9 protein-coding genes and 1 pseudogene are annotated in these 14,828 nt (G+C 71.6%); 4 read left to right on the forward strand and 6 right to left on the reverse strand.

What is annotated here, in order from left to right; translation table 11 throughout:
* Nucleotides 1-615: 615 nt before the first annotated feature.
* From ACK4LS_RS06115 to ACK4LS_RS06130, 4 genes and pseudogenes are all read right to left on the reverse strand, one after another.
* Nucleotides 616-789, reverse strand: a pseudogene (locus ACK4LS_RS06115) (DUF2510 domain-containing protein); the annotation flags it as partial.
* Nucleotides 789-4,283, reverse strand: a complete 3,495-nt coding sequence (locus ACK4LS_RS06120) for an error-prone DNA polymerase (protein WP_409714708.1) — start codon at nucleotides 4,281-4,283, stop codon at nucleotides 789-791. The gene ACK4LS_RS06120 and the pseudogene ACK4LS_RS06115, both read right to left, overlap by 1 nt.
* 123 nt (nucleotides 4,284-4,406) lie before the next feature.
* Nucleotides 4,407-5,951 (reverse strand): DNA polymerase Y family protein, encoded by a 1,545-nt coding sequence (locus ACK4LS_RS06125; RefSeq protein ID WP_409714711.1) that lies wholly within the window; start codon nucleotides 5,949-5,951, stop codon nucleotides 4,407-4,409.
* The gene (locus tag ACK4LS_RS06130) at nucleotides 5,951-6,667 is read right to left on the reverse strand and encodes a hypothetical protein (RefSeq protein WP_409714714.1); all 717 of its coding nucleotides are present in this window, start codon (nucleotides 6,665-6,667) and stop codon (nucleotides 5,951-5,953) included. Before ACK4LS_RS06130 ends, ACK4LS_RS06125 begins: the two co-directional genes overlap by 1 nt.
* A gap of 396 nt (nucleotides 6,668-7,063) precedes the next feature.
* On the opposite strand from ACK4LS_RS06130, the gene ACK4LS_RS06135 reads away from it, so the two are divergent.
* From ACK4LS_RS06135 to opgC, 4 genes are read left to right on the forward strand one after another with little or no spacing between them, the layout of a single operon-like run.
* A complete protein-coding gene (locus ACK4LS_RS06135) occupies nucleotides 7,064-9,004 on the forward strand; it encodes a glycosyltransferase family 2 protein (protein WP_409714744.1) in 1,941 nt (646 codons plus the stop codon).
* A gap of 1 nt (nucleotide 9,005) precedes the next feature.
* Nucleotides 9,006-9,341 carry an STAS domain-containing protein gene (locus ACK4LS_RS06140; RefSeq protein WP_409714717.1) on the forward strand — a complete coding sequence of 112 codons (336 nt, stop codon included), beginning with the start codon at nucleotides 9,006-9,008 and terminating at the stop codon, nucleotides 9,339-9,341.
* On the forward strand, nucleotides 9,334-9,750 hold the full coding sequence (locus ACK4LS_RS06145; protein ID WP_409714720.1) for an ATP-binding protein: 417 nt from the start codon (nucleotides 9,334-9,336) through the stop codon (nucleotides 9,748-9,750). Before ACK4LS_RS06140 ends, ACK4LS_RS06145 begins: the two co-directional genes overlap by 8 nt.
* Complete coding sequence (opgC, locus tag ACK4LS_RS06150; protein WP_409714723.1) at nucleotides 9,747-12,287, forward strand: OpgC domain-containing protein; 2,541 nt, start codon at nucleotides 9,747-9,749, stop codon at nucleotides 12,285-12,287. Before ACK4LS_RS06145 ends, opgC begins: the two co-directional genes overlap by 4 nt.
* 210 nt (nucleotides 12,288-12,497) lie before the next feature.
* Here opgC and ACK4LS_RS06155 read toward each other — a convergent pair whose 3' ends face one another.
* Both ACK4LS_RS06155 and ACK4LS_RS06160 read right to left on the reverse strand, forming a co-directional pair.
* Nucleotides 12,498-13,661: a SpoIIE family protein phosphatase gene (locus tag ACK4LS_RS06155; protein WP_409714726.1), complete on the reverse strand. Its 1,164-nt coding sequence runs from the start codon at nucleotides 13,659-13,661 to the stop codon at nucleotides 12,498-12,500.
* 306 nt (nucleotides 13,662-13,967) lie between these two features.
* Nucleotides 13,968-14,465: an HNH endonuclease gene (locus ACK4LS_RS06160; protein ID WP_409714729.1), complete on the reverse strand. Its 498-nt coding sequence runs from the start codon at nucleotides 14,463-14,465 to the stop codon at nucleotides 13,968-13,970.
* Between the last annotated feature and the right edge of the window lie 363 nt (nucleotides 14,466-14,828).

Raw genomic sequence — 14,828 nt, forward strand, 5'->3', positions numbered from 1 at the left:
AACGGCGGGAGCGTCCGCACCGGGAACGTCCGAATCAGGAGCGCCAGCGGCGGGAACCCCCGCGGCGGAAGCGCCCGAAGCGGGACCGCCCATGCCATGAGCGCCCGAAGCGGGAACCTCCCCGGCCGGAGCATCGCCCGCGGAGGAAGCAACACCCGGCGCGGTCGCGGCGTCGTCCGACGAAGAAGCCGCGGCAGTCTGCGACGACACCGCGTCATGCGAGACGCCGCCGTCATGCAAGACGCTGCGCTCGTGCGAAACGCCGCCGTCGTTCAAGACATCGCCCTCATGCGAGACGTCGCCCTCATGCGAAACGTTGCTGTCGGGCAAGACACCGCCGGCGTGCGAGACGCCGCCGTCGTGCCCGGGCACGTCTTCCGGGCGGGGCTCGACGTCCGCGGGAGTCTCGTGATCCGCCGACGTCTCGGTCGACGTCGCGATCCCGTCGGACGGCGTCCCTGCGTTCTCGCCGGGCTCCGCGGTCTCGAGCACGTCCGCGCCGCCCGCCTCGCCGTCGGTTCCTGTGGCGTCCGTTCCGGACGTGTCGGCGGCATGCTCTGTCGACGCACCCGCGTCATCCCGCTCCGGGGCGGTCGGGACCGGCGTCGAGCCGTCGACCGCACGGACCTCGTCTGTCCAGGCGGTGCCGTCCCAGCGGCGCAGACCGCCACCTCCGGCCGGGTCGGGATACCAGCCGTCGGGCGGAGTGGGCGTATCGGTCATGACGTTTCCCCTGTCGTGGTGCGGAACCGGGCGAGATGGCCCGAGTCTAGTGAGGGCATGCGACATCACCGGAAGTCTCGCGACGCGTGGGAGACGCCCACGCGCAGATCGGTGAACCCGTCGGCCACGACGTTGGTCACCCCCTCGACCGAGCGTTCGAGCATCCCGCGCACGATGAGCCCGGGCGATTCGCGCGCGACCCGCCGGTACCTGTTCCACACCCCCACCGAGCAGATGATGTTCATGAGCCCGTGCTCGTCTTCGAGGTTGAGGAAGGTGATCCCGGATGCCGTGGCCGGCCGCTGGCGGTGGGTGACGAGCCCCGCGACCTCGACGCGGCGGCCGGGCTCGAACGTGCGCAGCTCCCGCGAGGTGATCACGCCGCGGGCATCCAGCGCGGAGCGGAAATGCGTCAGCGGGTGGTCGTCGGTCGAGAGGCCCGTCGCCCAGAGGTCGGCGGCGAGCACCTCGTAGCTCGAGGGGTCGGTGAACAGTGGCGGCTGCACCGAGACGAGGGAGTCGGGGAGGAACTCGGGGCGGTCCATCGCCGCCGAACCGGCGAGCCAGATGGCCTCGCGCCGGGTGTGACCGAGGCACTCGAACGCCCCGGCGGTCGCGAGGGCCTCGATCTGCGCGGTGAGCAGTCCCGTGCGGCGCACGAGGTCGCGGAGGTCGCGGTAGGCCCCGCCGCGGTCGCGTTCGGCGACGATGCGTTCGGCGACCTTGGCGCCGATGCCCGTGACCCCGGCGAGCCCGAGCCGGACGGCGAACCCGCCGTCACGACGGTGGGCGAGGGTCTCGTCGGGCTCGGCGGGATCGAACTCCCCGGTCGGGGGCTGCGACGCGTGCGCGCACGCATCGAGACCCGTCGGCGCCCCGGTCGCGCGCTGACGCGCTCCCCCGGCGTCGGCGGACGCGGCCCTCCCCGTCCGAGCCTCGGCATCCGTTCCCTCCGGACGCGGCGTTTCTTCGTCGACCGCTTCGAGCGAGGCCTCGACGCCCGAGCGCAGGAGGTCGGGGCGACGCACCACGACGCCGTGCCGCCGGGCGTCGGCGGTGAGGGTCGCGGGCGAGTAGAAGCCCATCGGCTGCGCGCGCAGAAGACCGGCGAGGAAGGCCGCGGGATAGTGCAGCTTGATCCACGAGCTGGCGTACACCAGCAGGGCGAACGACAGCGAGTGGGACTCCGCGAAGCCGAAGTTCGCGAACGCCTGGATCTTCGCGTACAGCTCGTCGGCCACCTGTCCGACCAGGCCGTTCTCGGCCATGCCGGCGTACAGCGTCTCGCGCAGCGAGTCGATGCGCTCGAGTCCGCGCTTCGACCCCATCGCTCGCCGCAGCAGGTCGGCGTCTTCGGCCGAGCAGTTGCCGATCGCCACGGCCATCTGCATGAGCTGCTCCTGGAACACCGGCACCCCCATCGTGCGCGCCAGGACCGGCTCGAGCTTGGGGTGCACGTAGGTGACGGGCTCCTGCCCGAGCTTGCGCCGCACGAACGGGTGCACCGCCCCGCCCTGGATCGGCCCCGGGCGGATGAGCGCGATCTGCACCACGAGGTCGTAGAACTTCCGCGGCTGCAGGCGCGGCAGCAGCCCCATCTGCGCGCGCGACTCCACCTGGAACACCCCGATCGAATCGGCACGGCAGAGCATGTCGTAGACGGCCTTCTCCTCCTTGGGCAGCGTCGACAGCTCCCACGCCTCGCCCGTGGCATCCCGGATCAAGTCGAAGCAGTACTGCAGCGCCGCGAGCATGCCCAGGCCGAGCAGGTCGAACTTCACCAGCCCCATCCACGCGGCGTCGTCTTTGTCCCACTGGATGACCGTGCGGTTCTCCATGCGCGCGTGCTCGATGGGCACGACCTCGCCCACCGGCCGATCGGTGAGCACCATGCCCCCGGAGTGGATGCCGAGGTGCCGCGGCGCCTTCAACAGCTCGGACGCGAACTCGATCACCTGATCGGGGATGTCGTGGTCGGACCCCGTCTCGAGCGTGGCGCCCCAACGCTCCACCTGCTTCGACCATGCGTCCTGCTGACCGGGAGAGTGTCCGAGGGCACGGGCCATGTCGCGCACGGCGTTCTTCGGGCGGTACTGGATGACGTTCGCCACCTGCGCCGCGCGCTCGCGCCCGTAGGTCTCGTAGACCCACTGGATGATCTCCTCGCGCCGGTCGGAGTCGAAGTCGACGTCGATGTCGGGCTCCTCGTCGCGCAGGCTCGACAGGAACCGCTCGAACGGCAGCTTGTAGAAGATCGAGTCGACCGCGGTGATGTTCAGCAGGAAGCAGACGGCGCTGTTGGCCGCCGATCCCCGCCCCTGACACAGGATGCCGCGGCGACGGGCCTCGGCGACGATGCCGTAGACGATGAGGAAGTAGCCCGGGAAGTCCTTCATCTCGATGACCTCGAGCTCGCGCTCGATGCGGCGCCGGTCGTCGTCGGAGAGGTTCGGGTACGTGCGCGGCACGGCCTCCCACACGAGATGCCGCAGCCACGACATGGGCGTGTGCCCCTCGGGCACGGCCTGCTTCGGCAGCGCGGGCTTGGCGCGACGCAACGGGAAGGCGATCTCGTCGGCCAGCGTCACGGTGCGCGCGACCGCGCCCGGATGGCGGGCGAAGCGCGCGGCCATCTCGGCGCCCGAGCGCAGGTGCGCCCCCGCGTGCGCGGGCAGCCATCCGTCGAGCTCGTCGAGACCCCGGTTGGCCCGCACCGCGGCCACGGCGGCGGCGAGCAGCTGCTTCTGCGGGGCGGCGTAGTGCACGTTGTTCGTGGCGAGGATCGGCAGCCCGCGTTCAGCGGCGAGCGCGGCCAGGACGTCGTTGCGCCGCGAGTCGAGCGGATCGCCCTGGTCCGTCAGCTCGACGTGCACCGCTTCGGGGCCGAACAGGTCGACGAGCAGATCGAGTTCTCGAGCAGCCCCCGCCGGCCCCTCGGATGCCAGGGCCTGGCGCACCGCACCCTTGCGGCATCCGGTGAGCACCGCCCAGTGGGGGTCGCGACGACCGCCGGCCCGCTCGGCGAGGTCGTGGAGGTCGTAGACCGGGCGACCCTTCTCGGCTCCGGTGAGTTGCGCGTGGGTGATCGCGGCAGCGAGGCGGTGATACCCCTCTTCGCGCCGAGCGAGCACGAGCAGGTGCGAGCCGTGGGGGTCGGCCTCGCCGTTCTGCGGGCCGGGGAGCCCCAGCGACAGCTCCGCCCCGAACACGGTCTGCAGCGTGCGGGCCTCGGCCGCCTCGGCGAAGCGCACGATGCCGTAGAAGCCGTCGTGATCGGTGAGGGCGAGGGCGTGCAGACCGAGGCGCTCGGCCTCCTCGACGAGCTCCTCGGGAGACGAGGCGCCGTCGAGGAAGGAGTACGACGAGTGCGCGTGCAGCTCGGCGTAGGGGACGGTGTCGGCGGGACGCTCGATCGACGGCGGGACGTAGGCGCCGCGCTTGTGCGACCAGGCCGGGCTGTCGCCCCCGTCGCCGTTCGGCGGGGCACCGGTCGGCCGCCGGGCGTCGCTGAGCAGGCGCTCGAGTTCCGACCACTTCACCGGGGGGTTGTTCCACCCCATCAGCGCACCCCCGTCCGTCCGGACGCCGTACCCGGAGCCCCGCAGGCCGCGCCGAGAGCAGCGCCCGCGCCGTGGTCCGAGCCCGAAGCCCCGCCGAGAGCCGCGCCCGGCACGCGCGAGGCCTCAGTCATATCGCCCCTCCGCTCGCCATTCGCCCTCTTCGACCACCAGCAGCCAGGCACCCCCGTCGGCGTCGACCACCTGGAACCGGTGCGCCCGGCGCGCGCGCAGGGGATCCCACCCGCGCTCGCTGATGGGCCAGGGCCCCGCCCACTCCTGGATGCGACGACGCTGCCCCGCCGTCTCGAGCACCGCCGGCGGGGCGCTCAGTGCGTCGCGGTCGCCCACCGTGACCGGAGCCCCGGCGATGTCGGTGACCCCCACCAGGCGGGGTTCGGGATAGACGGTGGCCGGCAACGGATCGGGGAGGCTCCCGGGCCAGGGCCGTGCGCGCTCCTTCGCCGTGACGGCGCGGTCTCCCCAGGGCACGAGCACCTGCCGCTCAGCGAGCCAGCGCCCCCCGCCGATGACCGGCGTCACCACGGCCCGGTGCCCGAGCATGGCCTGCACGCGCGACAGCGCATGGTGCACGCGCTCGTCGGGACCCGCTCCGAACAGCCCCTTGGCATGGTGGGCTGCGGCGTCGACGGCCTCGGGCGCGATGTGCACACCCGCCACTCCGCTGCCGAAGATGCCCTGCGCGTCTTCCGCGAGCTGCCAGCGCACGCGGTCGACCACGCCGGCGGCGTCGAACGAGCCGGGGTGGAGCCAGACGCGTTCACTGCGTTCGCCCCTCTCGCCGGTGAGCACGACGCGGAGTTCGGTGCACACGAGATCGTGGGCGCCGAGACGGGCGATGAACTCCTCGGCCGCCACGCGGATGCCGAAGGCGATCTGGTCGGCGAGTTCGAGGGGAGGCTCGAAGGCGATGTCGCGGTGCAGTTCGGGCGGAGGCGTGCGCGGTTCGACGGGCTGCGAATCGAGCCCTCCCGCCAGCGCGTGCAGTCGTATCCCCCGGTCGCCGAAGCGCTCGCGCACCCGCTCGACCGGCAGGGCGGCGAGCTCGCCGAGGGTGTGTACGCCCAGGCGCGAGAGGAGGCTGCCGAACTCGGCGTCGTCGAGGGTCGCGATCGAGAGGGGGGCGAGGAAGGGCCCGGCCTCCCCCGCCGGCACGATCCGCACGGGGGCCTCGACCGCTGCGGCGCGGGCCGCCTGCTCGGCGGTGAAGACGCCGTCGGCGACGCTCGCCCGCACGCCCGCGAAGCCGTCGTCGTCGAGCAGGCGGATCAGCATGCGTGCCGCCTCGATCTCTCCGCCGTAATAGCGGGCCGGACCGCGCGCCCGCAGCGCGCACAGTCCCGGTCGCACGATCTGCACCCCCGGGGCGTGCTCCTCCACCCGCGCCACGACGGGGGCGAAAGCGCGCGCGTCACGCGCGGGGTCGGCGGGGACGACCTGCAGCGTGGGACACAGCGCCTGCGCGTCGCGTCGCTTCTGTCCGCGCCGCACCCCCTGCGAACGGGCGGCCCACGAGCACGCGACGACGAGGTTGTTCGCGAACACCGCGACCGCGGCATCCGGTTTCGGAGGCGTCACGGCCTCGTGCGCGAACGCCGTGATGGGCCAGTCGGGGAACCACAGCACGAGGCTGCGCGTGGGCGCCTGCATCAGCCCACCGCCCGCACGGGGAAGGCCTCGCGCTCGCGGGGCACGAGACGCTCGGCGGGGGCGCCCAGCAGCTCGATCGAGCCGTCGGCGGCGGGAAGCAGCATGCGCGCGCGGCGGGCGCTCGGCGAGCGACGACTGCTCACCGAGACCGTCAGTTCGCGGCCCGCGAGATATCCGTGGCCCTGACCGAGCCCCGCCCACCGCGGATCGGCGACGTCGATCACCGCCTCGGCCTGCGGCCATGCGCCCTGCACGAGCAGAACGGATCCGCGATCGCGGAGGCGAGCGGCGAGACGTGTGGTCTCGGCGCCCCCGCGCGCGGCCGTCGAACCGGCCGGCGGACGCACCGCCACCACCGGCAGCACCTCGGTGATCGTGGCCGTGACCGCGAGCCAGCGCGGGCCCGGGTCGGGGATGAACACGAGCCGGTCGAGGTCGAGGCCGTACTTCTCGGCGGCCTCGGCCCCGAGCTCGGGCATGCCGATCACGCCGCACCACGCCCCGTCTTGAGAGGGCCGGGCCATGAGGGCGAGCAGCAGCGAAGCCGACCGGGCGAGCGCGTAGGCCGAGCCAGAGCGCAGCCCTCCCCCGGGGAGCAGCGACGAGAAAGCAGGGTGCGTCGGCAGCACGGGGGCGTCCATGCGCCGCCCCTGCATGCGCTCGAGACGATCGCGTAGCGCGGTGATGTCGGGTACGGCCTGTACCTGGTCTCTCACGATCGCCCTCACTCCCACAGGTTAGAACATGTGTTCTATTCCCTCAATCCCTGTGGGTCGAAGATACGATCGACCTCCGACATCGCCGCCGAAGTCCATGATCACGCGGATCCGGGTCCGGAAGGCGGGCATCAGGGGAGGTCGACCGTCGTGACCGGCCGACGTTCTTCGACAGCATCGCGTCGGCCGGCACCGCCGCGACGGCGTGACCAGAGCGATCGGCGCGACCAAAGCGATCGGCGCGAACCTTCTCGCGTCGACGACACGCGCGTCAAGGATTGACCGGGGGAACTTCTTCTCACAGAAGATGAAAAGGAGACGAAAGGTCCCCCATTGATCGTCGAAACCACGATTCGCCGCGACGACCTGCGGCGTGAGGCACGGCGCCGTGACCTCGTGCGCACACGACGCCTCGCGCTCGTGCGCCTCATCGTCGTGCTGTCAGCCGTGACGGGGATCAACTACATCACCTGGCGGTGGCTGGCCTCGGTGAACTGGGAGTCCTGGTGGATCGCGGTCCCCCTCGTCCTGGCCGAGACGTACAGCCTCATCGACTCCCTGCTGTTCGGCCTCGGCGCCTGGAAGCTGCGCGAGCGACACGACGCTCCCCCGCTGAAGCACGACGTCACGGTCGACGTGCTCGTGACGACCTACAACGAGCCGCTCGACCTCGTGATGGAGACCGCCCGCGCCGCGAAGGCGATCCGCTACCCCCACGAGACCTGGATCCTCGACGACGGCGACCGCGCGGAGCTGCGCGCCCTCGCCGAGGCGGAGGGCATCGGCGTCGTCACACGATCCGAGGCCTGGCGCAACCGCCCCCGGCACGCCAAGGCCGGCAACCTCAACAACGCGCTCATGGTCACCGAGGGCGAGTTCCTGCTCATCCTGGATGCCGACCAGGTCCCCTCCCCCGACATCCTCGACCGCACGCTCGGCTGGTTCGAAGACGAGCGCGTCGCGCTCGTCCAGACGCCGCAGTGGTTCGTCAACGTTCCCGCGAGCGACCCGCTCGGCAGCCAGGCGCCCCTGTTCTACGGACCCATCCAGCAGTCCAAGGACGGCTGGAACGCGGCCTTCTTCTGCGGCTCGAACGCGATCCTGCGCCGCGAGGCACTCATGCAGCTGGGCGTCTCCCGCTACGTCGGCGAGGTGACCCTCGCCGTCAACCGCGGCATGCGGTCGTCGCGACGCGTGCTGGCCCGCGCCCGCCGGGAGCACGGCTCCGACCCGCGCATCGCGGCATCCCTCGAGCAGGTCTCGCAGGCGCTCGACGACCTCAAGGCCGGCATCGCCCGCGGCGACGCCCTGGCCGATCTCACGTACGCGTTCCAGAGGCGGATCGCCGCGGTGCGCCGCGACCTCGCCGATCAGGACATCGCGGGCGTGCGCGCCGAACTCGCCGAGCTCGCCGCCGTCACCGGCGACCCCGCCGCCCTCGCCGCGATCGACGACCTCGCCCTCGACGCCCTCGGCGAGCGCAGCCTCTCGCCGCTCGCGGCCGTGGAGTCGGTCAGCATGCTCGTGGACTCGTTCGACGTCGGCCGCGACGAGGAGGCGCAGGCCATCATGCCGCTGGCCACCATCTCGGTCACCGAGGACATGGCCACCTCGATGCGCCTGCACGGGCTGGGGTGGAAGTCGGTGTACCACGACGAGGTGCTGGCCAAGGGACTCGCCCCCGACGACCTGCCGACGATGCTCACGCAGCGCCTGCGCTGGGCGCAGGGCACGATGCAGGTGATGTTCCGCGAGAACCCGCTCGTGCAGAAGGGCCTGAGCCTCGGTCAACGCCTGATGTACTTCGGCACGATGTGGAGCTACCTCTCGGGCTTCGCCGCGATCGTCTACGTCGCCGCCCCCGTGCTCTACCTCTCGTTCGGCGTCATGCCGGTGCAGGCGTGGAGCGTGGACTTCTTCGCCCGCTTCATCCCGTTCTTCGTCATCAACCAGGTGCTGTTCCTCGTCGTGGCCAACGGTCGCCCCACCTGGCGCGGCGCGCAGTACTCGCTCGCGCTGTTCCCGGTGTGGATCCGCTCGGTCACGAGCGCCTTCGATAACGTCTACCGCGGGCGCTCGCTCGGCTTCAGCGTCACCCCCAAGACCCGCTCGCTCGAGAACCGGCCGCGCTGGGATCTGGTCAAGCCGCAGCTGTGGGTGATGGGGGCGATGGTCGCCTCGCTGGGGGTCGTCGCCATCCGGTACGCCGTCGGGCAGGCCGAGGGCATCGCGCCCCTCGTCAACATCGTCTGGGTGCTGTACGACCTCGCCGTCTTCAGCATCATCGTCCGCGCGGTGCGCTACTCCGCCTCAGACCATCAACCGAAGGGTTACTGACATGCTCCAGGTCGACATCGACACCCGCGACGGCGGCACGATCGTCGTCCCGCGCGGCCGTCTCACGATGGTCTCCGCGAAGTCGTTCCGCGAGACCGTGACGAGTCAGATCGGGCGCGGCGACGGCCAGATCGTGGTCGTGGATCTGTCGCAGACCGAGTTCGTCGACTCGTCCGGACTCGGTGCCCTCGTCGCGTGCTTGAAGACCGCCCGCCAGTCCGGTGGCGACCTTCGTCTGGCCGCGCCGTCGGAACAGGTCACCATGGTGCTGGGCCTGACCAACCTCGACCGGGTGCTGCGCCCGCGTCCGAGCGTCGACGAGGCCCTGCGTGACTGAGGACGACGTGCGCCGCTCCCTCGACGCCGCGGTGGCCCCGTCGAGTCTGGACGCGATCTTCGACCTCCTCGCCGAGTGGTGGCAGGAGGCCGGCGAGGTGGCGCCCGCGACGCGGTTCGGATTCGAGACGGCCGTGATCGAGATCGCCGGCAACATCGTCGAGCACTCGCGCGGGGAGGGCGACGAGCGTCGTTTCACCCTCGACCTCCTGGCTGACGTCGACACCCTCACCGCGACCTTCCGCGACGACGGCGATCCGCCGCTGCTCGATCTCGCATCGGTGCGCATGGCGGATGCCGACGAGGAGAGCGGCCGCGGACTGGCGCTGGCCAGCGCCGGGGTCGACGAGGTCGGCTTCCACCGCGACGGCGACCGGAACGTCTGGACTCTTCAGACGCGGCGAACGTGAGACGCGCGGTCCGACGGACCGCGGCGGTCGTGGGGGCCGCCGCCGCGCTCCTGGTCACCATCGCCGGCCCGGCGTGGGCGGCGCCCGCGCCCTCCGCGTCGACCCCGACGCCGACCCCGTCTCGGAGTGCGCCCACGGCGCCCACGTCGGACGGCGTCCGGTTCGGCCCGGAGCTCGACTGGGGAGTCGACGGGCCCGACGGCTACCGCACCCGTCTCGGCGAGACCCCCGCGGTGTACAGCGTGCGCCTGGCCTATCCCCTCGACGCGCGGTCGATCGCCGAGTGGCAGCGCGCGGCCGTGCAGGTCGCGGGGCAGGGCGCGGGGCTCGTGCTGACTCTCGAGCCGTCCGTGGATCTCGCCGCGCTCACCGCGGGCGACGCGGCCGAGTTCAACACGCGCCTCGAGCGCTTCCGCGCGCAGTACGGCACCGATCAGTTCGTGCGGTTCGCACCCGAGATGAACGGGTCATGGGTGTCGTGGGGGCAGCAGCCCACGGCCTATGTGCAGGCGTTCGAGCAGGTCGCCGACACCGTGCACGCCGGAACCTCCGCGGCCGAGACGGTGTGGAGCCCCTCCTACGGAGCCGGCTACCCCTTCGAACGCGCCGACGGTCGCCTCGACGACATCACCGCGCGTGATCGCGCCGCCATCGACACCGACGGCGACGGACTCATCACCGAGGCCGACGACGCCTACGGCCCGTACTTCCCGGATGCCGACTCCGTCGATCGCGTGGGGTTGTCGCTGTACTACTTCGGCAAGGGGGAATCCGCGGCGGCGGCCGGTCGCGACGTGCCGCTGGAGCTGAACACCGCTCCCGAGGACGGGGAGGTGGCGGCACGCCTCGACGAGCGCTGGGGCTACACCAGCGGCCAGCGGGAGACGTTCTACGACCGGTTCGCGGTCGGCGAGGGCAAACCGATGCTCCTCGACACCGGCGCGCTGTACGACTTCGGCCGCGAGGGCGATTCCGAGCTCTCGGTCAAGCGCGGCTGGTGGGGGCAGGTGCTCGCCGAGCTCTCCGACCACCCGCTGATCACCGGCGTGACGTGGCTGGAGGTCGTGCGCGAAGAGGCCGAGGCCGGTGGGCGCGAGGTCGACTGGCGCGCCACGGCGAACCGCGAACTCGCCTCCGCGCTACGCGCCGACCTGCTCTCGACGGGGCTCGTCCGTTGGGGACCGGTCACGGCCGTGGTGACCCCCGAGCAGGGCTCCGCCGCCACGGTGCAGGTGCGTGAGGGCGGCGGCGACCCGAACGAGGAGATGAACTGGATCACCGGCAGCGCCGCGGTCCTGGCCGTGGCCTTCCTGGCATCCGGGATCATCGGCCGAGCGCTGCCGAAGTGGCGGTACGACGACACCTCGTCCAGTCGCGACCTGCGCATCGACATGCTGCGCGGCTTCATCATCGTCGTGGTCGTGGTCACCCACATCGAGCTGACCAGTCCCTTCGCGTTCGCCTCGCTCAAGGTGGTCGGGGCGATCACCGGCGCAGAACTGTTCGTGCTGCTCAGCGGCATCGTGCTGGGCATGGTGTTCCCCGCGGCGATCGCCCGCGGCGGGGAGTGGCCCGCCGCCCTCGCCGCCTGGGCGCGTGCACGCAAGCAATACCTCGTCGCCCTGGCCGTCATCCTCCTGGTGTTCGCGATCGGGTTCCTGCCCTTCGTCGACGCCGGCGCGGTCACCACTTTCACCGACCGGGGAACGGGCGAGGGCGGGACCGGCGACACCGGCCGCGTGTACGACCTCTACCCCAACGGCGAGCGTCTGCTCGACTACCCGCCGCCCTGGTACGCCGTGCGCCAGTTCCTCCTGCTGGAGATGGGGCCCTGGCCCTTCAACATCATGGGCCTGTTCGTGGTGCTCAGCCTCGCCTACCCCGCCCTCATGTGGCTCATCAAGCGGCGCCTGTGGTGGCTGGTGCTCGCGCTCAGCTGGGGCGTCTACGTGCTGCACGGCATCGTCCCGGGCGCCCTCCGCCTGCCGTCGCAGTTCGACGCGGTGTTCCCGCTCGCCCTGTGGCAGGTGCTGTTCACGCACGGTCTCGTGATCGGGTACTACCGTCGGCGGATCATCCGCGCGCTGACGACGCTGCCCGGCAAGATCGGCGTCGGGATCTTCGTCGTCGGCTACGCCGGCATCCTCGTCTACCTCTGGGCCGGGCAGGCCTACGGCTTCACTCCGGTCCCGTTCCCGTCCGATCTGTACGCGGGCCTGTACGACTCCGGCTATCAGCGCATCTTCCTCGAGTGGGGGCGACTGCTCGATCTGCCGCTGGTCCTCGTCTGCAGCTACGCGGTGCTCACGGTGGCCTGGAAGCCGCTGGTCTCGAGCATGGGGTGGCTGTGGATCCCGCTCGGTCAGGCCAGCCTGTACGTCTTCATCGTGCACGTGTTCTTCGTGCTCGCGGTGGCGAACATCCCGGGACTCGATCGAGGAAGCTTCTGGCAGGGCACGCTGATCCACAGCGTCGTGATCGGGATCATCCTGTTCATGGTCCGCAAACGCTTCCTCTTCTCGGTCATCCCCCGCTGACCCGCACCCGAGCCGCCCCACCCCCGAGCCTCGGCTCCGTCCCCGAGCCCCGAAGCGTGAGCCCCGATGCGTGACCCCCGATGCGTGGGCCTCGAGGCGTGAGCCCCGATGCGTGAGACCGCCGAAGGGACCACACCCCCGCGCACGCCGGACGTCGCCCCCGCCCGCCATCCGAAGGCGCTCAGCCCCGCGGGCGCACCGACGCGCGCGTCAGTGCACGGAGAGCACGACCGCCGTGACGTCGTCGTCGACCGCGTGCGTGGAGACCTTCAGCGCCAACTCGTCGAAGAAGCCCCCGGTGTCGGCGGCGGCGCGCAGATCGTCGCCGATCATCCGCAGGCTCTCGAGGGTGGAGTCGTAGGCGTCGAGCGCCCCGTCCGACACGCTGACGATCAGATCCCCGCGCCCCACGCGCACGCGGCCGGGTTCCCACACCACGTCGGCCGGCCGAAGCCCCAGCGGGAGGTTGCGCGAGTCGAGGCGCTCGCTGGAACCGTCGGCGTGGAGCACGAGGGTCAGCCCGTGACCGGCGTCGACGAAGTCGACCGTGCCGGTGGCGGCGTCGACGACCGCGTGGAAAACGGTGGCGAACACGTCGCGGTAGCGGCCGTCCGTGAGGGCTTCGTCCTCGACCGAGAGCATCGCCTGCACGGGATCCATGTCGCGGCGGGCCTGCAGCGCGGAGAGGAGGGCGTCGGCGACCGCGCCGGCGGCCGCGCCCTTGCCCATGACATCGGCCAGGGTGAGCACCACGCGTCCGCCCACCTGCTGCCATCCGCTGCTGTCGCCGCTGACGACGCCGTGCGGGATGGCGAGGGATGCCACCCGCACCCCGTCGGCGTCGGTGTCCTCCGTGCGGTCGCCCGCCGCCTCGGCGGGTGCGGCGGCTGCGTCCGCGGTGGCTTCACTCTGGCGCACCTCGGCCTGCGCCCAGCGGCCGAACTGCTCGAGCGTGCGGCGCTGCGCGTCGTCGAGGGCGCGCGCGTCGCCGTCGAGCAGGCACAGGGTGCCCACGGCGTCGCCGTCGTCGGTGCGGAGCGGGAATCCGGCATAGAAGCGCATGCCGTACTCGGTGACCGAGGCGATGTCGCGGAACCGGTCGTCCTGGGTCGCGTCGCCGACTTCGAGGATGCCGTCCTGCTTGACCGTCTCGCCGCAGAACACCGCCTCCCGGGGGGTGCGACCGAAACGGGGGCCGGGCGGCTGCGACTTCGTGTAGACCTCGTCGTCGTCGACGATGTTGACGAGGGCGTAGTCGACGTCGAACACCTCGCGCGCGAGGCGCGTGATGCGGTCGAAGCGTTCTTCGGGCGGGGAATCCAGCAGACCGGTGCGGTCGACGGCGGACTCCGGTTCGGGGGTGAGGGAGGTCATGGGGGGCTCTGTCCTTCCGCGGGGCGATCGCACCGCGACGACGCGGTGGCCTGCGCTTCTTCGAACACGGGGGTGGGCCGGGCCGATGCCCCTGACCTGTCGCGCCGACCCCTCGACCCTATCCACGCCCCTCCCGCGGGGCGCGGCTCTTGCGCAACCCGGCCGGCGTCGACATCGAGCCCGGCGGGAAGCTCGCCTGGCTCGAGGTCCGCGCGTCGCGCGGGGTCGTCGGGGCCGCCCCGACGCGCCCCGTCCACGAAACCGGCACGGCCCGCCGACGCGGGCGGGAGCCCGTCGCCCGCGGGATCAGGCGGCCAGCGCCAGGTACGGCTCCCAGCGCGGGTCGCTCTTGTCGACACCCCGAACCGTCCACGACGAACCGCGCGGAGGGGCGGGAACCAGGCGCAGGTCCCACCGCATCTCCTGCGGGGTGCGGTCGCCCTTGATGTTGTTGCACGCGAGGCAGCAGGCCACGAGGTTCTCCCAGGTGTCCTTCCCCCCGCGCGAGCGCGGCATCACGTGGTCGATCGTCGACGCCGCCTTCCCGCAATACCCGCACCGGTGGGCATCGCGGCGCAGGACTCCCCGACGCGTGACCGGCACCCGGCGCGCCCCCGGTACCCGCACGTAGCGGGTGAGGATGATCACCGCCGGACGATCGTAGGTTCCCGCCGAGGCCCAGACGGGATCCTCCTCGACCCGTTCCACGACGGTGGCCTTGTCGTTCATGACGAGCACGAGGGCCCGCTTGAACGACACGACGGCGAGGGGCTCGTAGCCCGCGTTCAACACCAGTGTGCGCATTCCGTTTCCTCTCGAATGGCCGAGACGGCTTCTCGGATGTTCGACTCGCGGCGTCGGAGGGCGCGCAGGGGTATGAAAAAGGCGCTGTCTAGACAGACAGCGCCTTCGAAGTCGCGGCGAGGCCGCGGCATCCGAACACACGATGCCGAAGAACGAGCAGCCCGAGCGCATCCATGGTGCGGATGCGCGGGCTGGTGTTCATCGACGTTCCCTTCGGTTCTTCCGACGTCGCTGACAGGCTAACCCACCGCGACACGCCCGAGGTCGGGTGAGTGGGGAAACGGAAGGCGGCCTGTCGGGGCGCCAAGGTCTCCCACACCCCCCCCCGCAGTCAATGCAGGGAAAACACCCCCACATCTACAA

Origin of the sequence: Microbacterium sp., from assembly GCF_046295495.1 — a bacterium.
GTDB lineage: Bacteria > Actinomycetota > Actinomycetes > Actinomycetales > Microbacteriaceae > Microbacterium.